Raw genomic sequence first — 20,790 nt, forward strand, 5'->3', positions numbered from 1 at the left:
TTGACTCACGCGCCAAGCTGACCGAAGCTTGCCGCTCTGCTCAAGTTCGAAGCTTTCGGAAACCCGCATGACTCAGTCCCGCCGCAACCTGCTGATCGGCCTTGGCCTCGTACTGATCCTCGGCGTCGTCTGGCTGTCTTTGCGCAGCAGCACACCGACCATCCCCGATGCTATCAAACACGGCTACAGCGAAGCGCTGAACGCCGCGCGCACCGGTGAACCCGGAGCGGCGCGCCAGTTGTACCAGCAATTGGGCCGTCCGGACATATCGGTCAAGCGCCGCGTCTGGCTGCATGGCGAGCTGCCCAATTACCCAAGCCCCCAAGCGCTTAAACTGGCTGACATCGACCTGCATCACGATGCGCCGCAAGTGCGCGTCGCGGCGATCAAAAGCATCGTCGGTCTGGTGCCCGGCGGACAGCGCAGCCTGTTGCTCGGACCGTTGCTGGAAGATGAGGAGCAAGCTGTCCGTTTCGCCGCGATCAATGCCTTGCTCGGCCTGACGCCTGACGAGCTGGGCCTGTATTTCGCGCCGCTGCAGCAGGCCATCGATGGCTGGCAGCAGACCCTCGAAAGCCAGCCGGAAAGCGCCGCCAACTACGCTCAACTGGCGCGCCTCTATATTCACAACGCTGAATACAAACAGGCGCGGCAAGCGCTGGATAATACCTTGCGTATGGAGCCCGGCAACTTGCCGGCGCTGGTGATGCAAATCGATGTGCTCGACCGCCAGGGCCAGAGCGATGCCGCTCGCCAGTTGCTCGCCCGCCAACTCAAGGCGCAGCCTGATTCGGCCTATCTGCAACATGCCCTCGGCCTGTGGCTGTTGCACCACGGCCAGCGCGAGTATGCCCTGCTCGGCCTGTCCAAAGCCGTCGAGCTGGAACCTGACAACAAGGATTATCGCTACGACCTCGCGACCACCCTGCACAGCGCAGAAGAACTGGAAGCGGCGCAGAAACAGCTGCAGGAAATCGTCCAGCGCCACCCGGCCGACCGCAAGGCGCGGGTATTACTGATCAACTATTGGAAGGAAACCGGCCAGTTGCAGAATGTGCAGATTCTGCTGGCGCAACTCGAACAACTGAATCCGGATGATCCGGCCCTGCAACAAGGTCTTTAATCAAAGTACAGCAGGTGAAACTCGCCGGCTTTCGAAAGATAAAGCGGAACCGTGAACACGCCCTGAGGTCAAGTCATTCAGGCGGCTCACTTAAGCCAGCCGCCGGTTACCCTAGTCATAAGAGGGCATTTTTTGACTACATCAAACGAGTTGATCAGTGCGAAAGCTGCCGTTGGCATCGCAGGTCTGGATGACATCCTCGCCGGTGGCCTGTCTCGCGGCCATGTGTTTTTGCTTGAGGGTGAACCCGGAACCGGCAAAACCACGGTGGCACTGCATTTCCTCCGCGCCGGTGCGCTGGCCGGGGAACGCTGCCTGTACATCACTCTCTCGGAAACCGAGAAAGAACTGCGTCAAGGTGCACTCTCCCACGGCTGGGAGCTGAACGAGAACATCCAGATCTTCGAACTGACGCCGCCGGAAAGCCTGCTTAATGCCGAGCATCAGCAAAGCCTGTTGTATTCCTCGGACCTTGAGCTGGGTGAGGCGACCAAGCAGATTTTCGAAGTGGTCGAACGCTTCAAACCGACCCGCGTAGTGCTCGACAGCCTCTCGGAAATCCGTCTGCTGGCGCAAAGCTCGCTGCGTTACCGTCGGCAGATTCTGGCGATCAAGCACTATTTCGTGCGCTACGACGCCACCGTCCTGCTGCTTGATGACCTGACCACCGAGTCCCTCGACAAAACGGTGCACAGTGTCGCCCACGGCGTGATCCGCCTTGAAGAGCTGACACCGAGCTACGGTGCCGAGCGGCGTCGCGTTCGGGTGGTCAAGTATCGCGGACAGAAATACCGGGGCGGTTTCCACGATTTCACCATCATGGGTGACGGCGTCCACGTGTTCCCACGTTTGGTAGCGGCCGAACATCGCGGCGACTATGCACGATTGCAGTTGTCCAGCGGTATCGCGCAAATGGACGCCCTGCTCGGCGGCGGTATCGAGACCGGCTCCAGCACGCTTATTCTCGGCCCGGCCGGTACCGGCAAATCGTTGATTTCGATGATCTTCGCCGCCGCTGCGGTGGCCCGGGGCGAGAAAGCCGCGCTGTTCATTTTCGATGAAGAGCTGGGTTTGCTGTTCGAGCGTATGCGCCACATCGGTATCGATCTGAAAGCTTTGCAGGCGACGGGCAATCTGCTGATCGAGCAGGTCGACGCCGCTGAGCTGTCTCCCGGCGAGTTGTCCCACCGCGTGCGCCGTTGCGTTGATGAGCGCGACATCAAGACCGTCGTCATCGACAGTATCAACGGCTATCAAGCGGCGATGCCGGAAGAAAACGCGCTGGTGCTGCACATGCACGAGCTGCTGCTGTACCTCAACCGTAAAGGCGCGGCGACCTTCATGACTGTTGCCCAGCACGGTCTGGTCGGTGACATGCAGGCGCCGGTCGATATCACTTACCTGGCCGACACGGTGATTCTGTTGCGTTACTTCGAAGCCCTGGGCAAGGTCCGTCGGGCAATTTCGATTATCAAGAAACGCACCGGCAATCACGAATCGACCATTCGTGAATATCGGATCTCCTCGCGCGGCATAACCATCGGCCAACCGCTGGAATCGTTCCAGGGCGTGTTGCGTGGCGTGCCGACTTATATGGGAGCGAGCAATCCATTGCTCGAGGATGAAAGCTTGTGACGGTGAACACGCCGTTGGCTGAACGGGTGCTGATTCTGGCGCCCATGGGTCGCGACAGTCAGGTCGCGCTGATGATTCTCAACGAAGCCGGTTATGGCGGCATGGTGGCGCCAAATCTCGGCGCTCTGTGCACCGAGCTGGAGGTCGGTGCCGGGCTGCTGCTGATTGCTGCTGAGGCGTTGCGCGGACCGGAACTGGAAGCGCTTATCGCCTATCTTGACCACCAGCCCGCCTGGTCGGACATGCCAATTGTCCTGCTGACTCATCACGGCGGCGAAGAACAAGGGCCGCCGTCGCGCCTCAGTACACTGTTAGGCAACGTGACTTTTCTCGAGCGCCCTTTCCATCCCGCGACATTGGTCAGTCTGGTCTCTGCCGCCCTGCGTGGGCGGCGACGACAATACGAAGCCCGCGATCGCCTGATCGACCTGAGTGACAGCGAACGGCGTTTGCAATCGACTCTCGAGACACTTGAGCAACAGGTCGAAGAGCGGACAACGCAACTTCGCCACAACGAAGAAGCCCTGCGTCAATCGCAGAAAATGGAAGCCGTCGGCCAGCTCACCGGCGGCATCGCTCACGACTTCAACAATATGCTCACCGGGATCATCGGCAGCCTCGAACTGCTGCGCCGACGTTTGGCCAGAGGCCGCACTGAAGATCTCGACAGCCTGATCGATCTCGGCGTGACCTCCGCCAACCGCGCCGCCGGCTTGACCCATCGTTTGCTGGCATTTTCGCGCCGTCAGTCACTCGACCCGAAAGCCGTGCAAATGAATACGCTGGTGCTGTCGATGGGCGAGTTGCTGCAACGCAGCCTCAATGAAAGCATTCATCTGGAGATGCGCCTGGACGACAACCTCTGGGTGGCCGAAGCCGATCCGAATCAACTGGAGAGCGCCCTGCTCAACCTGGTGATCAACGCCCGCGATGCCATGCCCGATGGCGGCAAGTTGGTCGTGGAAACCAGCAATCAAGTGCTGCACCGCGATTTCACCGAGGCCTACAGCAACCTGGAGCCGGGCGATTACGTGATGCTCAGCGTCACCGACAACGGCAGCGGCATGCCGCAGAGTGTGGTCAGCCGTGCGTTCGATCCGTTCTTCACCACCAAGCCCATCGGTCAGGGCACCGGACTGGGCCTGTCGATGATTTACGGCTTCAGTAAACAGTCACGTGGGCATGTGTCGATCGACAGTGAAGTCGATCAAGGCACCACGGTAAAACTCTACCTGCCGCGTTTCCGTGGTGAGGAAGTGGAAATTCCCGTCTCGGACTCGCAGCAGGCTCCGTATGCGATGGATGGCGAGACCGTACTCATCGTCGAAGACGATCCGGCAGTGCGTGTGTTGGTCAGCGCCGTGCTCAGCGAGTTGGGTTACGCGTTCGTCGAGGCCGGTGATGCCGACGGCGCCATGCCGATTCTCAACTCGACGCAACGCATCGATCTGCTGATCAGCGACGTTGGCCTGCCGGGGATGAACGGTCGGCAACTGGCGGAAGTCGGTCGGCAATACCGGCCAGGTCTGAAGGTGCTGTTCATCACCGGTTATGCCGAGCACGCGGCGGTGCGCGGTGGCTTCCTCGACTCGGGGATGCAGATGATCACCAAGCCGTTCACTTTTGATCTGCTCACTGCCAAGGTGCGGGAGATGATCAACAGTTGAACCTGTAGATCTTTTGACCTTGATCTATAAAAAGCAAAATCAAAAGATCGCAGCCTTCGGCAGCTCCAACATATCAGGCCAGCAATTTCTGAATCTGTTCCTGCAACACATCCAGATCGAAAGGTTTTTCGAGGATCGGTGCCTTGTTGGTGATCGGGCTGCCGGTCTCACGGATTTCCTGCGGGTAGCCGCTGATGAAAATCACTTTGAGGTCCGGTCGCAATTTCACCGCCGGCTCGGCAATCTGCACGCCTGAAATCCCGCCCGGCAGGCGGAAGTCGGTAATCAGCATGTCCAGGTGAGGTTTGCTGGCGAGGATCTCGAAAGCCTGCTCGCCATTTTCCGCTTGCAACACGCGATAGCCCTGCCCTGACAGGTAATCCGTCAGGACCATCAAGATAACCGGTTCGTCTTCGACGACGAGTACTACATCTTGCGCATCTACGCTCATGGGAAGCCTTTGTTCGGTCAATAGCTGCTGATACGACCGTGTGGTCACTCAGAGGTTGCGTCGGATATGCCGTTTTCCTGGATCGGCAGACAAACGCGAAACAGGGCGCCCTCGTTGATTTCACTCTCGACGACGATGGAGCCGCCATGGGCGGCGACGATCTGCTCGGAAATGAACAGACCCAGCCCGAGCCCGGCCACCACCGTCTTGGCGGACACCCGTTCGAACTGCTGAAAAATACGCTTCTGGTTCTCGGCGCTGATGCCGATGCCATGGTCCTGGACCTCGACGCGAGCCTCGTCCCCTTCGCGATAGACGCGCACCTGGATCGGGCTGCGACCACCGTAACGCAAGGCGTTGGTCAGCAGATTGGACACCACTTGCTCGATGCGGAACTCGTCCCAGCAACCTTCGACCGGCGCGGCCGCCTCAAAGGAAACACTGGTTTCCGCCGCTTCCATTTGCGGGGCAAAGTTGTGCAGCAGATTGCTCACCAGTTGCACCAGATCGAAACGACTCGGGCGGATCGAGAGTTTGCCGGTGCGGATCCGCGACACGTCGAGCATGTCCTCGATCAGACGAATCAGGCTTTTGATCTGTCGCTCATCGCGATCGACCATCGCCTGCATCTTGTCGAGGGTGAACGCCGAAGCGTTGTCCCGGGCCAGGTGCATCTTGCGCAACTGGGTTTCAAGAATCAGGCCATTGAGCGGTGTGCGCACTTCGTGGGCAACGATGGACATGAAGTCATCGCGCATGCGCACCGCTTGCTCGAGCTCAAGCTGGGTGCTTTGCAGTTGCTGCAGCAGCGCTTCCTGCTCGCGGCGGGCCTGCTCCAGCGCCTCGACCTGCTGCTTCATGGCTTTGCTCTGGCGATACAGATCGACGAAAACGTTGACCTTGCTCTTCACCGCGTGGATATCCAGCGGCTTGTGCAGGAAATCCACCGCACCGCTTTCGTAGCCTTTGAACGCGTAGTTCAACTCACGGCCGGCGGCGCTGACGAAGATGATCGGGATGTTCTTGGTCTTTTCGGTGCCGCGCATCAACTCGGCCAGCTCAAAACCGTTCATGCCGGGCATCTGCACATCGAGAATGGCCATGGCGAATTCGTGTTGCAGCAGCAGCGACAGTGCTTCGTCCGCCGACAAAGCCTTGTAGACCGTGCGATCCTCGCGCTTGATCAGCGCTTCCAGCGCCAGCAGGTTTTCTGGCAGATCGTCGACGATCAACAGTTTGGCTTGGATATTACTCAGCATGCGATTCGTTCCAGCTCGACTAGCAGACGGCCGATGCCGTGAATGGGTAGGACATGATCCGGCTGCAGAACGTTCAGTGCAGCCTGGGGCATGGTGGCGACTTGTGCATCCTCGGGATCTTGAACAATGGTCAGGCCGCCGCAACGCTTGACGTAAGCCAGCCCGCGCGCGCCATCGTGATTGGCGCCAGTCAGCAGCACGGCAGCGAGCGTCGGGCCGTAAACGTCGGCGGCGGACTCAAAGAGGTAATCGATTGACGGCCGCGAATGATGCACGCGGTCCTCGAGACTCAGCGACAGGCTGCGATCCGCTTCTACCGACAAGTGATAACCGGGCGTAGCGAAATACACTGTGCCGGCTTCGATATCCTGTTTGTCTTCGGCCTCTCTTACCGACATCGCCAGACGCCGGGAAAACACTTCGGCCAGATGACTGCGGCGCTCTTCGGGCAAATGCAGGACGATGATGATCGGCAACACATAGCCTTTGCGCAACGGCCCGAGCAGGGTCAGCAACGCCTCGACGCCGCCTGCAGAGGCGCCGATCACGACAGCCTCGATGCGAGGCAGGCTCGGAGTGTCGTTCATGATTTGCGGTAGATCCGTTCTTGTTTGACCAACGGCTCGAACTGGCTCGAGTAGTTGGAAAAATCCAGGGTTTCCTTGCTGCCCAGCACCAGAAAGCCGCGATGGGAAAGGGATTCATGGAACAGCCCGAACGCCCGGTCCTGAAGCTTCTTGTTGAAATAGATCAGCACGTTGCGGCAGGAGATCAACTGGGTCTCGGAGAACACGCTGTCGGTGGCCAGGCTGTGGTCGGCGAACGTCACGTTCTCGCACAGGCTCTTGTCGAAAATAGCGTAGCCATAGGCTGCGGTGTAGTAATCGGCAAACGATCGCTGTCCTCCGGCCTGCTGGTAGTTGGCGGTGTAGGCACGGACGTTTTCCATGGAAAAAATCCCTTGCTTGGCCTTCTCCAGCGAGCGCGGATTGATGTCGGTGGCATAGATGATCGTGCGGTCGAGCAGGCCTTCTTCACGCAGCAGAATCGCCATCGAGTAGACCTCCTCGCCCGTGCTGCACCCGGCAATCCAGATTTTCAGCGACGGATAGGTGCGCAGCAGCGGCACCACTTCGTTGCGGATCGCCAGAAAGTGCGACGGATCGCGGAACATCTCGCTGACCGGGATCGTCAGCAGTTGCAGCAGTTGCATGAACGCCGTCGGGTCGTGCAGGACCTTTTCCTGCAGGGCCGAGATGGTCGCGCATTCGAACTGACTCAGCGCGTGCTGCACCCGACGCTTGATCGAAGCGCCGGAGTAGTCGCGAAAGTCATAGCTGTATTTCAGGTAAATCGCCTCGATCAACAAGCGTAATTCGATTTCGCTGTTACGTTCGGCCGGACTGCTGCGTTCCACTAGATGCGTTCCATTTTCGGTAACCACACACGTATCAGCGAGAACAGACGATCCAGGTCGATGGGCTTGGCCAGGTAATCGTTGGCGCCGGCCTGCAGGCAGCGCTCCTGATCGTCCTTCATGGCCTTGGCCGTCACCGCGATGATCGGCAGCTTGCGCCAGCGCGGATCCTTGCGGATTTCCATGGTGGCTTCGAAGCCATCCATTTCCGGCATCATCACGTCCATCAGCACCAGATCGATGTCTTCCACTTCGTGCAGTTTCTCAATCGCTTCGCGGCCATTACGGCCGATCACCACGACTGCGCCTTTGTGTTCCAGCGCGCTGGTCAGGGCGAAGATATTGCGTACATCGTCGTCCACCAGCAGCACTTTGCGACCCTCGAAGACCTTGTCGCGGCTGCGCGCGGTCTTGAGCATCTTCTGCCGTTCATGGGACAGCTGCGATTCGACTTTGTGCAGAAAGAGTGTGACCTCGTCCAGCAGTCGCTCCGGCGAGCGCGCGCCCTTGATGATGATCGAGCGCGAATACTTGCGCAGCTCGGCCTCTTCGTCGCGGGTCAGGTTGCGGCCGGTATAGACGATGACCGGCGGGAACGAGCAGATGTCCTCGGTGGACATGCGCTTGAGCAGATCGTTGCCGAGCATGTCTGGCAGCTTGAGGTCGATGACCATGCAGTCGTAGATCGTTGTACGCAACAGTTCCAGTGCGTCCTGCGCCAGACCAACGGCGGTGATTTCGATGTCCTCGTCGCCGATCAGCCGCGCGATGCTTTCGCGTTGCAGATCGTCGTCCTCGACCAGCAGCACGCGTTTGACCTTTTGTGTCAGCTTGGCTTCCAGACGGGCGAACACGTCCTTGAGCTCTTCGCGGGTGGTCGGTTTCACTGCGTAGCCGATGGCGCCCATGTGCATGGCCGCTTCGACACGGTCCTCGACGGAAATCACGTGCACCGGGATGTGCCGGGTTTCGGCACGCTCTTTGAGGCGTTGCAGCACGGTCAGACCGGAGTGATCCGGCAGGCGCATGTCGAGCAGGATCGCGTCCGGCAGGAACTCACGGGCAAGGTCATAACCTTCGTCGGCGCCGTGGGCAACCAGACACATGTAACCCAACTCATGGGCCAGGTCATACAGGATGCGGGCGAAGTTCGGCTCGTCCTCCACTACCAGAATGCAGCGAGTAGCGAATGGCGCTTTATCGCGGTCATCGGCAAAGCGCGGGATGACCGCCGGAATCGCTGATGCCACCGGTGCCGCAACGGCGACTGGCGCAGGCGCGGAAGGTGCCGGGTGAAAGGTCAGTGGCGCAGCAGGCGTATCACCGAACTCGTGATACTGGCGCGGCAACACCAACGTGAACGTACTGCCCTGCCCCGGTACGCTGTCGACACTGATCGATCCGCCCAACAGCGTCGCCAGATCTCGCGAGATCGACAGGCCAAGGCCGGTGCCGCCGTATTTGCGGTTGGTGGTGCCATCCGCCTGGCGAAACGCCTCGAAAATACTTTCCTGCTGGTCGGCGGCGATGCCGATCCCGGAATCCTTGACGATGAAGGCGATGTGATCGTCCGGCTGCGCGGTGATGGTCAGGCTGACGGCGCCGTGCTCGGTAAACTTGATCGCGTTGGAAAGCAGGTTTTTGATGACCTGCTCAAGACGCTGGCGATCGGTGAAGAGCACGCCGGGGGCGTCCGGCTGCACCTCAACGCTGAACGCCAGATGCTTGTCCGCCGCCAGCGGTTCGAACATTGAACGCAACCCGTCGACCAGCCGCTCGACGCGGGTGTTTTCCGCGATCACTTCGAGCTTGCCGGCTTCGACCTTGGAAATGTCGAGAATATCGTTGATGAGATTCAACAGATCGTTACCCGCCGAGTAGATCGACTCGGCGAATTTGACCTGTTCCGTCGACAGATTCTGCTGCGGGTTTTCCGCCAGCAGTTTGGCCAGAATCAGTGAACTGTTCAGCGGCGTGCGCAGTTCATGTGACATGTTGGCAAGGAACTCGGACTTGTACTTGCTCGAGCGCTGCAATTCCTCTGCGCGCTCTTCGAGCTGAATCTGCGCCTGATTCAGCTCGGTATTTTTCCTGTCCATCGCATCGCGCTGTTCGGCCAGCTGCTCATTGGTCTGCTCCAGCTCCACCTGCTGGGTTTCCAGATGCGCCTGAGATTCCTTGAGAATCCGCGACTGCTCCTCCAGCTCTTCGTTGGCGGTTTTCAGCTCTTCCTGCTGCACTTGCAGTTCTTCGTTGAGCTGCTGGGTTTCGGCGAGCACTTCCTGCAAACGCTGGCGATAACGCGCCGCTTCGATGGACGTGCCAATGTTGCCGGCGATCAACTCCAACAACTCGATGTCGCGCTCGGACAGGGGCCGCAGGAAACCCAGTTCAATCACGCCATTGACCCGGTCATCATCACTGGTCGGTACCACCAGCACACTGTGCGGCAGGCCTGCGCCGAGACCGGAGCTGACTTTGAAGTAATCGGCCGGAACCGAATCGAGACGAATCAGCCGCGCCTGCTCTGCGACTTGGCCGACGATGCCTTCGCCGCTGTAAATCGTCTGATTCAGCTCTTCCTGCTCGCGTGAAAAGCCATAAGTCGCCACGCGCTTGAGACCACCATGTTCCTCGCGCACATAAAGCGCAGCGACGGCAGTGCCCAGGTATTGCGCGCAGAACTGCAGAATGTTGCGCCCCAGCAGGTTCAGCGTCAGTTGCCCCAGAACCTGCTCGGCCAGTTGTGTCTGACCGTTGCGCAGCCAGGCCTGCTTCTCCAGACGCTCGGCGCTGGCCTGTTGCGCGGCCAGATTGGCGCTGTAATTGGTTGACAGATTGAGCAGATCACGCCGACCGATATACGCCAGCAAACCGCTGATACCAACGATGAAGATCAGGTACAGCGTGATGCTCCAGATCGTGGTGCGGCGTACGTCTTCGTTGCGCGTGGCGCGCAGCACTTGCTCGGTCTCGATGACGTCTTCGAACTGCTTGCGGATTTCATCGGTCAGGCGCTTGCCCCGCCCGGCCTTGACCGCGCCGCGATAATCGCCGCTGCTGCGCTGCAGATCGATCATCGACTGCGCGTAGTTGGCCCACTCCACCTGCAACGCCTGCAAACGACGCAGGCGATCGGTCTGCACCGGGTTGTCGGCGGTCAGCTCCAGCAATGTATTCAATGCCACAGCGATGCGCGGCTTGGCGGTTTCATACGGGTCGAGAAAATGCTCGTCACCGCTGAGCAGATAACCGCGCATGCCGGTTTCCAGGTCGACGGTGAGTTTCACCGCCTCATTGGCGTTATTGATCACCCGGTCGGTGTGCTCGACCCATTGGATGACCGACAGCAAATAAGTGATCAGCGAGACGAAGAACACGGCGCTGAGCACGCCGACGCCCAGCGGCAGACTGACGTTGCGACTCAGGAGTTTACGAAACCGTTGTTCATCAACCGAGGACGGAGAGGACATGGGGCAGCCTTGTCGAACTGTTGAAAACCCGAGAGTTTGCCCCAAAACCCCGGCATGGATCCATTTTTCTCACACAAATGATGGCATTTTCCTACGCACGCCTGCGCATCGGACGACGCCAACGGTTATCCTTGCGCACCGCATCGGCCTGTTCTTTTTTGTGTCAGGCCGGGAACTTGTGGCTGTGCGCCACTTACTCATGCAAGAGTCCGGTAATTTCTATCGTCCGGTATCCCCCCGATTTCATTTTTTGAGAGTCCCGCCATGTCTGCCAATGCCTCCACTATCCTTGTCGTAGAAGATGACGCCATCGTGCGCATGCTTATTGTGGATGTGCTGGAGGAGCTGGAATACGCTGTGTTGGAGGCTGAAGACGGCGACAAGGCCCTTGAGATTCTCGCAGCCCCTGATCAGCCGATCGATTTGATGATGACCGACCACGGCCTGCCTGGCATGGATGGTCGCGAACTCGCTAATCGGGCCCGTGAGCTACGCCCTTCTTTACCCATCCTTTTTGCCAGCGGTTATGCCGAGAATATTGACGTGCCCGCCGACATGCATGTCATCGGCAAGCCATTTTCTATCGATCAACTTCGCGACAAAGTAAAAGCCATAATTGCTAACAATCCATCACCCATAAAAAGTTAAAGACCCTCTTCCAGCCTCGATACAAAAATAATAACTTTCGAGCAATTGAAAAACTCACTCACACATACCCTGTTGATCACCGCCCATTTAGAAAAGAGGATAAGCCTAACTTACAAACCAACAGCAAGTGAACACATGAACATCGAACGCTCAAACTCTTCGACCCAACGCAACTTATCCAAACTCCCATATGCCCTCGGCCTCCAGCACGATCACACCCCGAGTGATAATCGCGAGCGAGAAGAAGCCATTTATAAACTCAGACAGCTCGCAAAGGATTACGCCCCTTCGCAAACCATTACTTTGGTCGGTGCGAAACTTTCTCTGGAGCCGGGATCGTCCTTGGAAGATGCCCTGCTCCCAGGCATGCAACTACTGCAAAAGATGTCCGAACAGGCCTCCTTCAGAAAGATGCTGGGCGCATTACAATTGTCCGAACGCTCTGTCTTCGAGGTAACGGCTGAAGGGGAAATGAATGCAGTAAGCTGGAACAACAGCATTGGCCTGGCAAACGCTTTCGTTCTTGCGCCGGATTTGAAAGAAGACCTGCAGACACTGATTGAAATGGCCGAGTTGACCGGTGGCAAGATTTCCAACACCGATCAGATTGATTTAGCGCAATGGCTGAAATTCCATGGCTATTTGATTCCGCGCAACGCCGCAGAAACTTCCCGCCTGGTGGCATTCATGGCTGCCACGCCCGATCCGGGTCCGGTGTTTGGTAACTACCGGGAAATGATCAAGGCCGGCGAAGGCAACACAGCCACGCTGTCCGCCGCTCAACGCGGTGAGCTTCGCAAACTGATTGTCAGCTACCTGAAAGGTCAGTCCTTACTGGAACATTTGTCGGAACGTATCAAGGGCGAAGGGTCAGTACCGTTCAAACGCTCCGAAGCCGAGAGCGTCATTGACCAACTGGTCTCCAGCCCGATCGCCGCTCATTGGGCGGACGCTTTCGTTCGAGATCTGGGATGGTATGGTGCGCAGCCGGATCAGTCCCTGTCGGCAACGGCACGCAAACAGATAATCCTGACCTCCCTGTTGCTCGATCTTCATCCGCAAGTCGGTGACCACGAGCCACGCAATCACGTGGCCGGCTTCGATTTATATGCGGCCGAGCATCTGGAAAAATCCTTCGCAGAGATTCAAACCAGGTTCGAAAGTCACCTCATCGCACATCATCGTGTGAGCCAACGCAATGTCGCACTGGCCGCTCATCTGTTACTGGCAGAGCCCGCGCCAGAGTTTCTGGTCAAAGATCTGCCTGCCACGCTGTTACTGGGCACGCCGCAGTGCGTCGAACACTGCAGAGTTGTGACGGTGCATGAAATCATCGCGCCAGGTTCGACCCGCTCGATGACTTATGTGCAACTGCAACAACTTTCGACACTGCAACCGGCAACTGAATCGCGCAAGAAACTCGACGCGCTGGCAGCAGTAGATCCTGTAATCGATTGGGCAGTGCTGAATAAAATCGTCTCGCCTGCAGATGTCGAGAAGTCAGTCCCTGAGGCACTGAAAGTCGCCACGCAAGCCTATGTGCAGCATGCCAGAACCCTTGCCGCCAACGCTGAAACGTTGACGCGCCCATTGCCGACGCGCAAAAGCGTTGCACTGGAGATTCTCAAGCAGGTGGCGAAGGGTTGCACTTATCTTGAAAAAGACGTACTGCGACAAGTACGCAATACTCCGCTGGAGGATGCTTATGGTTCGCTGCGTCTATCACCCGTTGAACTGCACATGTCCAACGATCTTGCGACCGGCGACTGGGACCTGAAAAAAGGAGAAAGTATTTATCAAGCCTTTCCCGGCCTGCTGCGTAAGCTGGTTTCTCCAGACGCTGAATTTCATCGTCAATTCAATCAGGCCTATGTCGTGCACATGCAGGCCATGCATACGCATCTGAAACAGGCCTTCTCTTTCCTGCCACTGCCTGACCGCTCTCGTTTGCTCAAAGGCAAGGTGACGATGTTCACCGTGAGACCTTCGGTCGCGAAACTCCAGACGATCACGAACTTGCCCGCGAATCCCATCGCCTCGGTAATTGACTCGATCGTCAAGACGAATGGGCGCAAACCCACCGAAAGTCACAAAGAAATAGACCAAGCCAAGGGCCGCTACGGAGTGGTGATCTATTGCGAGTTTGAAGGCCGGGGTTCGTGTTACGAGTTATTCACTTTGCAGGGCGTCTGTCGTGAAAACACTGAACTGGCAGCGCTTATCCAGCATAACAAGCTATCCGAGACCGTGGTTCGTCCGGCTGGGGTGAACTACTCTGCGCCTGCTCCAGTACATCAATTACCTACCGATATCGAATGCTACACCCATGGTGTAACGCCCGGCCTCTCCAATGTCAGCGCGGGTGTAATCGACAAAATCGGTGAGTTGTCCGCTGCCCCGCCGGCGCAGGTCAATGGGTATTATCAAAGTTTCTACTCGACGGAGTTCGATCGCCTGGTGGACTTCGTACTCAAGCACCGGCCTGTAGCGACTTACGATGAGTTGGTCAAAGAGTGCTGGGGCCAGACCCGGCTTGAAGCCCTGCGGATCAAACGGGACCAGGATCTGGACACCTTCCTCAACGTTGTCGTGCCGTTCAAATCCTGCATCGAAGATCTGACTTCCGATGATGTAGAACGACAAATACAGGGAGGTGCGGCGTGCACCCTGGAAGCGGCAATGACCGTTCTGTTAGTGGTCGGTGCGATTGCGAAAGTTGCCAGCCTGGTTGCCTCGAGCATGAGTGCTGCCACGAAGGCCGGCAAAATCGCTTCGACAGGCATTGGACTGGTCAGCAGCCTGTTCAACCCCCTGGATGGGGCAACCGATGTGCTGATCAAAGGTGCGAAATTTGCGCGTAAAGGCTGGCACAGCGGTGTGGCTGCACTTGAAGGCGCCCTTCACGGTGCCCGCAAATGGACTGCAAAACCGTCCTACCACGTACTCTCCGCGGCGATCGATACAGACCCCATCCGCTTGGGCTCCCGGCAATATGCGCAAAACGCCACCGACCTGTTCCAGGTATGGGGCATACGCCGCACTGATGAGTGGTACGCGGTGAATCGGTTGGGTGAACCGTGGGGACCCCGGTTGAAAAACCTGAAACTGGTCAACTTTTTTCGCAATCCTCTCAAGCGAGCAAAGCCGTTCAGTTATACCCGGGGATATCTGAAAAAAGCGATTCCGCACGCCAAAAGAAAAATCGACAACACCATCCAGCTCATCTCGGAGGCTCAGAACGACGACGTCAGATCCGTCATCAAACATGTATTCGGTAGCAATTCGAATGAGGCGATCGAGCACATCACCAAAAATTTGCGGAGCATGCGCAAAGATCTCGACTCGGTCACACTGGATAACATGATCTTTCGGCCACCGGGTACCGATGCCCTCGCCGCTTTACAGCCTGAAGCCTATAAACGCTGGCAAACAGCTGTGCGATCAAATACAAAACTGGACGTCAACAACAGAACTTTCCTGGTTATGTACCCTGACAACCTGGATGAATACTACGAGGTAGTAAAGTATGACGATGCGCGGATGGGCGATGTTATCGTACATGAAATATCCCATGGTGCACCCGACACACTTGACTTCTACTACGGTGAAACATTCAAACAAGCCGCTCCGGCGGAATACAACGCTGTCGGATTGCTGGAGTTCGCCAGAAATCCACGCAAGGCACATCCCAAGAATCTGGCAAATCCACACTACCAACAAGCCATCCCGAAATATTTCGAGGAGTTTGAGTCAACATTTGCGAGCCATCAAAAAATAGTGCAAGAACACCCGGCACTGTTAAACGCCGACTCCTATGCACTGGCGGTCTCTCTGGTAGATCAATACCAGACCAGTCCCAACACTTTTAAATTCAACCTTTCGGTTATCGACAACTCGATCAAGAACACCGCTGCCGGTGAGTTTCTTGCAGGCCCGCTTCTGCTCAATCTGGCTAAACCGGCTTTTGGATGAAGGTTTGAGGCTGCACTGTTGACGAGAGGGGCGCAGACAACCATCACTGTGGTTTAATTGCGCCCTTTTTTTGTGCCCGCTCACTGCTCAGGATCGCCGTTCATGACTCAGTCTCCAGCCACCAAAGTCCTGGTCATCGGTTACGTCTGGCCCGAGCCGCGCTCCTCGGCGGCGAGCGGGCATGTCATGCAGATCCTCGACGCGTTCCTGACGCAAGGCTGGGACATCACCTTCAGCAGCCCGGCGAGCCCGGGCGAACACATGGCTGATCTCAGCGCGCTGGGCATTCGCCAGGTCCCGATTGAACTCAACAACAGCAGTTTTGACACCTTCATCCGCGCACTGGCGCCGGATATCGTGCTGTTTGACCAGTTCATGATGGAAGAGCAGTTTGGCTGGCGTGTGGAAAAACACTGCCCAAACGCACTGCGCATGCTGGAAACCTCCGATCTGCAGAGCCTGCGCCATGCCCGTCATCAACGGCTCAAGGACCGCCTTAAGGTCAATGAAGATCAGAACGATTTCAGTGATCTGTTCCCCACGTCGGCCTTGCGCGATGAATTCGAGAGAATGGCAGACACCGACCTGGCCAAACGGGAAATCGCGGCGCTCTACCGCTGCGATCTCAACCTGATCATCTCCGACGAGGAAATCGATTTGCTGGTCGAGCAGTTCGGCCTGCCGGATGCTTTACTGCACTGGTGCCCGCTGATGGTTGATCAGCCAACCGCCGCGCCGCCCGGCTACGCCGAGCGGGCGCACTTTCTCAGCATTGGCAACTTCCGTCATGCGCCCAACTGGGACGCTGTGTTATGGCTGAAAACAACGATATGGCCGTTGATCAGGGCGCAACTGCCAACGGCTCAATTACACCTCTATGGCGCTTACACCCCACCCAAAGCCACGGCATTGCATAACGCAGCGCAAGGCTTTCATATCATGAACCGGGCTGAAGACGCGCTGCAGGTGATGTCAGCGGCTCGCGTCTGTCTCGCCCCTCTGCGTTTCGGTGCCGGCATCAAAGGAAAACTGGTCGACGCCATGCTGTCCGGCACGCCCAGCGTGACAACGCCTGTCGGCGCCGAAGGGATGCAGGGCGACCATCCGTGGCCGGGGGCGGTGGTCAATAGCGCTCATGATTTCGCCTCGCATGCGGTCGACCTGTACAACGATCAGGCGCGGTGGCAACAAGCACAATACTTGGGTTGCGAATTGCTCGGGCAGCGCTATAAGCGTGCTGATCACGCTGCCGCTCTCATCGAGCGAATCAACGCTTGTCGACAACAATTGCCACAACTTAGAAGAAATAACTTTACCGGCAGCATGTTGCGCCATCACACACTAAAAAGCACACAATACATGGCACAGTGGATTGAAGAGAAAAACCGCACCAAATAACAACCCCGCTATAACGACCACTAACAACTTGCATTACTCTTGATATTGGCAACCCGAAAACTTCACTCTATAAACAACCTGCAGCGCCAATATATATATTGGCGTACACCAACTTAATTAACGCAGGTTACTTTCATGAACACTCAATTTAGTACATCTCAATGGATGACCGCGACGCCAGGCATCGACGTTTTGTCTCTGATGGAACTGTCCCTGCCGGGCACGCATAATGCCGGGAGCGACTGGAAAGCCTCTTATCCTCTATTCGGCGCGCCGCGTCATTGGATCGCATGCCAACACGATTCGTTTTATCACCAGCTCCACCATGGCGCCAGAGCGCTGGACATTCGCTTCATTTACGAGCCAGAGGCGGAGGGGCTGGGCAAGTTCCGAGTGCACCATGGCGGCTCTCGTAATTCTCGAACACTTGGCCATCTGGTGACGGACGTGAATGACTTCCTCCGTAAAAATCCTGATGAGTTCATTGTGCTCGACTTTCACTCGCTCGACGGGACGGACTTCGATTTTGCCTATTTCAACCAAATGATCATTCACTTCCTGGGTGAGCGCATTATTCCCCGCCAGAACCGGTACATGACTCTGGCGCAATTGAAAAATATCAGCCCGAAACAGAGGATACTGGTTGCGGCAGAGTCCAGAGCTCTTGACGGCAACGTGTTCATTGACCGGGTCGTGCACAAATGGAGTGGCCAAACCTTCATCGACACTACGGAGTTGGGCCAATTCATCGGAGAGGTAATGGAAAATCCACCGTCCAAGTGGGGACTATGGTCATTGTCTGCAACCAGTTACACCGCATTGATAGGACCTAAAGATATTCACACCGAACTTGATAAGTGGTTCGACCCAAATACAAGTGATTGGGCGCAGCGGTGCAACATCATTAATGTGGATTTCATTGAAGAATCGCGAATTGTTGATTTTTGCCACACGGCCAATTTGAACAAGGCGCGCCAGCGCTCTGCTTGATCCAAAGGTGTGCTGGTGTGCTGGCGCAGAACACGGCAAACGGGGCATGATCTTGTGCAGCGAACAGGAAAAGCGCCCAGTCATGACCCGAGCCGCCCGCGTGACCGACCCTTCATACGAATTGATGGATGACCATAACGGGTTATCCATCATCTACCGGCAGCACGGCTTCCCCTGCCCGCTGGTACGTTGGCATTTCCATAAGGAATACGAACTGCACCTGATCGTGGCCAGTTCCGGCAAAGTATTCATCGGCGACTACATTGGCAACTTCTATCCGGAAACCCTGTTTCTGACCGGGCCGAACCTGCCGCACAACTGGATCAGCCAGGTGGCCGAAGATGAAGTGGTCGAAAAACGCGACATGCTGGTCAACTTCACCGACGAATTGTTCGAGAGCGGGCACCAGGTTTTCGCTGAACTCAAATCCCTGGCGCCACTGCTTGAGCGCGCGCAGTACGGCATCGAGTTCCGCTGCAAACGTACAATCCGTCAGGCGATGACGCTGATGCAGCGCATCGCCGACAGCAAGGGCATCACGCGCCTGGGGCACTTTTTCATTCTGATGGAGTTACTGGCCGCCAGCGATGATTTCCAATTGTTGTCCGGCGCCACCACTCCACAGCTGGCCGACGAGCACAATATCGATCGCACCAACCGCGCTGTCGATTACATCTTCGCCCACTACGCTCGCGACATTTCGCTGGAGGAAGTGGCAGAGCATCTGGGAATGACGCCGACCTATTTCAGTCGGGTGTTCAAACAGGCCACCGGGCGCAACTTCATCGAGTTCGTCAATCGTCTGCGCATCAGCAAATCCTGTGAGTTGCTGGCCGATGGCGATAAACCGGTAACCGAGGTGTGTTTCGAATCCGGCTTCAACAATATTTCCAATTTCAATCGGCGCTTTCAGCAGCTCAAGGGCATGACGCCGTCGCACTATCGGCGGCTCGCGGTGCAGCGCCTGACTGAACAAAATCTCGGCTGATACGCAATTCCCTGTAGGAATGAGCCTGCTCGCGATAGCGGTGTGTCAGCCACCAGATTTGCAAAATGAAAAACCGCTATCGCGAGCAGGCTCACTCCTACAGAGGGCTGTGTTGGCATCAGAAATCTGTACGCATTCGCTAACGGCTCCTCGCCCAGAACCCCTTCCCTGCGTTCCCCCGCCCAAACCCCAGTGCAAAAAAGTATCAACACAAGTGCTAGGGATGATTTGTCAGCCCCGCCGTGGAAGGCTGTAATCAGCGCAGCTTCTTCCTGCATTCGGAAGACACAAAAACAATAACTGTCCTTCTGCCCCGACGGGTGCCAGAAAAGGAGTGCACGATGCAACCCACTGCAAAAGCTCTGCTCGCTCTCACCTGCATGACCCTCAGCAGCGTCAGCCTTGGCGCCCAGACCCTGACCATCGCCACCGTCAACAACAGCGACATGATTCGCATGCAGAAACTCTCGAAAACCTTCGAGAGCGAGCATCCGGACATCAAGCTCAATTGGGTGGTGCTGGAAGAAAACGTCCTGCGTCAGCGCCTGACCACCGACATCGCCACACAGGGCGGCCAGTTCGACGTGTTGACCATCGGCATGTACGAAGCGGCACTCTGGGGCGGCAAGGGTTGGCTGGAGCCAATGAAAGACCTGCCGGCCAATTATGCCCTCGACGATGTGTTCCCATCGGTGCGCGAAGGTCTGTCGGTGAGGGGTTCGCTGTACGCGCTGCCGTTTTATGCAGAGAGTTCGATCACCTATTACCGTACCGACCTGTTCAAGGAAGCCGGGCTGACCATGCCGGAGCGGCCGACCTGGGAAGAGATCGCCGGTTTCGCGGAAAAACTCACCCACAAAGACAAAGAACAGTACGGCATCTGCCTGCGCGGCAAGGCCGGTTGGGGCGAGAACATGGCGCTGGTCACCACGGTCGCCAACGCTTACGGCGCGCGCTGGTTCGATGAGCAGTGGCAACCGGAATTCAGCAGACCGGAATGGAAAAACGCGCTGAATTTCTATGTCAACACCATGAAGAAATCCGGGCCGCCGGGCGCGTCGAGCAACGGCTTCAACGAGAACCTGGCCCTGTTCAACAGTGGCAAATGCGCGATCTGGGTCGATGCCAGCGTCGCCGGCTCGTTCGTCACCGACAAGACTCAGAGCAAGGTCGCCGATCACGTCGGCTTCACCTTCGCCCCGCATCAGGTCACTGATAAAGGCTCGGCGTGGCTGTATTCGTGGGCGCTGGCGATTCCAACCAGTTCCAAGGCCAAAGATGCGGCGAAAACCTTCAGCGCCTGGGCCACGTCCAAAGAGTACGGTGAACTGGTTGCCAAGACCGATGGCATCGCCAACGTGCCACCGGGCACCCGCGCTTCGACCTACAGCGACGCGTACATGAGCGCCGCGCCGTTTGCCAAGGTGACGCTGGAATCGCTGAAGGCCGCCGACCCGAGTAAACCGACGCTCAAACCGGTGCCGTACATTGGCATTCAATTGGTGACCATTCCTGAATTCCAGGCCGTGGGCACCCAGGTCGGCAAGCTGTTCTCGGCCGCGCTGATCGGCCAGACCACGGTGGATCAGGCGCTGGCAGCGGCGCAGCAGACCACGGAACGTGAGATGAAGCGCGCGGGTTATCCCAAGTAGTTTGCACCGCTCGCTCTTGCTTTTGTAGGAGTGAGCCTGCTCGCGATTGCGGTGTGTCCGTCACCGCTTGGCTGGATGGAAAACCGCCATCGCGAGCAGGCTCACTCCTACAGGGGA

The 20,790-nt window shown here is 57.2% G+C and carries 14 protein-coding genes; 9 read left to right on the forward strand and 5 right to left on the reverse strand.

Annotated features, from left to right (window positions below; translation table 11 throughout):
- Window positions 1-67 precede the first annotated feature (67 nt).
- The 3 genes from J2Y90_RS19810 to J2Y90_RS19820 all read left to right on the forward strand — a co-directional run bounded on the left by J2Y90_RS19810 (window position 68) and on the right by J2Y90_RS19820 (window position 4,425).
- Entirely contained in the window at window positions 68-1,123 is a 1,056-nt protein-coding gene (locus J2Y90_RS19810) for a tetratricopeptide repeat protein (protein WP_253502155.1), read from the forward strand.
- Between the two features lie 132 nt (window positions 1,124-1,255).
- Complete coding sequence (locus J2Y90_RS19815; protein ID WP_253502157.1) at window positions 1,256-2,758, forward strand: ATPase domain-containing protein; 1,503 nt, start codon at window positions 1,256-1,258, stop codon at window positions 2,756-2,758.
- A complete protein-coding gene (locus tag J2Y90_RS19820; protein WP_253502159.1) occupies window positions 2,755-4,425 on the forward strand; it encodes an ATP-binding protein in 1,671 nt (556 codons plus the stop codon). Before J2Y90_RS19815 ends, J2Y90_RS19820 begins: the two co-directional genes overlap by 4 nt.
- 73 nt (window positions 4,426-4,498) lie before the next feature.
- On the opposite strand, the gene J2Y90_RS19825 is transcribed toward J2Y90_RS19820, so the two are convergent.
- The 5 genes from J2Y90_RS19825 to J2Y90_RS19845 are packed head-to-tail and all read right to left on the reverse strand — an operon-like array spanning window position 4,499 to window position 11,025.
- A complete protein-coding gene (locus J2Y90_RS19825) occupies window positions 4,499-4,876 on the reverse strand; it encodes a response regulator (protein ID WP_253502161.1) in 378 nt (125 codons plus the stop codon).
- Between the two features lie 44 nt (window positions 4,877-4,920).
- On the reverse strand, window positions 4,921-6,135 hold the full coding sequence (locus J2Y90_RS19830; RefSeq protein ID WP_253502163.1) for a hybrid sensor histidine kinase/response regulator: 1,215 nt from the start codon (window positions 6,133-6,135) through the stop codon (window positions 4,921-4,923).
- Window positions 6,129-6,722 carry a chemotaxis protein CheB gene (locus J2Y90_RS19835; RefSeq protein ID WP_253502165.1) on the reverse strand — a complete coding sequence of 198 codons (594 nt, stop codon included), beginning with the start codon at window positions 6,720-6,722 and terminating at the stop codon, window positions 6,129-6,131. Before J2Y90_RS19835 ends, J2Y90_RS19830 begins: the two co-directional genes overlap by 7 nt.
- Window positions 6,719-7,552: a CheR family methyltransferase gene (locus tag J2Y90_RS19840; RefSeq protein WP_253502168.1), complete on the reverse strand. Its 834-nt coding sequence runs from the start codon at window positions 7,550-7,552 to the stop codon at window positions 6,719-6,721. Before J2Y90_RS19840 ends, J2Y90_RS19835 begins: the two co-directional genes overlap by 4 nt.
- Window positions 7,552-11,025, reverse strand: coding sequence for a response regulator (locus J2Y90_RS19845; protein ID WP_253502171.1), 3,474 nt, complete (start codon window positions 11,023-11,025; stop codon window positions 7,552-7,554). The genes J2Y90_RS19840 and J2Y90_RS19845 overlap by 1 nt, the downstream gene beginning before the upstream one ends.
- A 264-nt stretch (window positions 11,026-11,289) precedes the next feature.
- Between J2Y90_RS19845 and J2Y90_RS19850 the strand changes: the two genes are divergently transcribed.
- The 6 genes from J2Y90_RS19850 to J2Y90_RS19875 all read left to right on the forward strand — a co-directional run bounded on the left by J2Y90_RS19850 (window position 11,290) and on the right by J2Y90_RS19875 (window position 20,673).
- Entirely contained in the window at window positions 11,290-11,673 is a 384-nt protein-coding gene (locus J2Y90_RS19850) for a response regulator (RefSeq protein ID WP_253502174.1), read from the forward strand.
- A gap of 135 nt (window positions 11,674-11,808) precedes the next feature.
- Window positions 11,809-15,645 carry a hypothetical protein gene (locus tag J2Y90_RS19855; protein WP_253502176.1) on the forward strand — a complete coding sequence of 1,279 codons (3,837 nt, stop codon included), beginning with the start codon at window positions 11,809-11,811 and terminating at the stop codon, window positions 15,643-15,645.
- 102 nt (window positions 15,646-15,747) lie between these two features.
- Window positions 15,748-17,043: a glycosyltransferase gene (locus J2Y90_RS19860; protein ID WP_253502178.1), complete on the forward strand. Its 1,296-nt coding sequence runs from the start codon at window positions 15,748-15,750 to the stop codon at window positions 17,041-17,043.
- 135 nt (window positions 17,044-17,178) lie between these two features.
- Entirely contained in the window at window positions 17,179-18,033 is an 855-nt protein-coding gene (locus J2Y90_RS19865) for a phospholipase (protein WP_253502180.1), read from the forward strand.
- Window positions 18,034-18,115: 82 nt separating this feature from the next.
- Complete coding sequence (locus tag J2Y90_RS19870; RefSeq protein ID WP_253502182.1) at window positions 18,116-19,021, forward strand: AraC family transcriptional regulator; 906 nt, start codon at window positions 18,116-18,118, stop codon at window positions 19,019-19,021.
- Window positions 19,022-19,362: 341 nt separating this feature from the next.
- Entirely contained in the window at window positions 19,363-20,673 is a 1,311-nt protein-coding gene (locus tag J2Y90_RS19875) for an ABC transporter substrate-binding protein (protein ID WP_253502184.1), read from the forward strand.
- Window positions 20,674-20,790: the final 117 nt, after the last annotated feature.

The sequence above is a fragment of the Pseudomonas koreensis genome (assembly GCF_024169245.1).
Classification (GTDB): Bacteria; Pseudomonadota; Gammaproteobacteria; order Pseudomonadales; family Pseudomonadaceae; genus Aquipseudomonas; species Aquipseudomonas koreensis_F.

What these genes read in the sequence shown, in the direction of transcription:
- J2Y90_RS19830 (WP_253502163.1), bottom strand. Translation starts at nt 6,135, where the DNA reads ATGCTGAGTAATATCCAAGCCAAACTGTTGATCGTCGACGATCTGCCA.
- J2Y90_RS19850 (WP_253502174.1), top strand. Translation starts at nt 11,290, where the DNA reads ATGTCTGCCAATGCCTCCACTATCCTTGTCGTAGAAGATGACGCCATC.
- J2Y90_RS19825 (WP_253502161.1), bottom strand. Translation starts at nt 4,876, where the DNA reads ATGAGCGTAGATGCGCAAGATGTAGTACTCGTCGTCGAAGACGAACCG.
- J2Y90_RS19810 (WP_253502155.1), top strand. Translation starts at nt 68, where the DNA reads ATGACTCAGTCCCGCCGCAACCTGCTGATCGGCCTTGGCCTCGTACTG.
- J2Y90_RS19855 (WP_253502176.1), top strand. Translation starts at nt 11,809, where the DNA reads ATGAACATCGAACGCTCAAACTCTTCGACCCAACGCAACTTATCCAAA.
- J2Y90_RS19845 (WP_253502171.1), bottom strand. Translation starts at nt 11,025, where the DNA reads ATGTCCTCTCCGTCCTCGGTTGATGAACAACGGTTTCGTAAACTCCTG.
- J2Y90_RS19860 (WP_253502178.1), top strand. Translation starts at nt 15,748, where the DNA reads ATGACTCAGTCTCCAGCCACCAAAGTCCTGGTCATCGGTTACGTCTGG.
- J2Y90_RS19870 (WP_253502182.1), top strand. Translation starts at nt 18,116, where the DNA reads ATGACCCGAGCCGCCCGCGTGACCGACCCTTCATACGAATTGATGGAT.
- J2Y90_RS19865 (WP_253502180.1), top strand. Translation starts at nt 17,179, where the DNA reads ATGAACACTCAATTTAGTACATCTCAATGGATGACCGCGACGCCAGGC.
- J2Y90_RS19875 (WP_253502184.1), top strand. Translation starts at nt 19,363, where the DNA reads ATGCAACCCACTGCAAAAGCTCTGCTCGCTCTCACCTGCATGACCCTC.
- J2Y90_RS19835 (WP_253502165.1), bottom strand. Translation starts at nt 6,722, where the DNA reads ATGAACGACACTCCGAGCCTGCCTCGCATCGAGGCTGTCGTGATCGGC.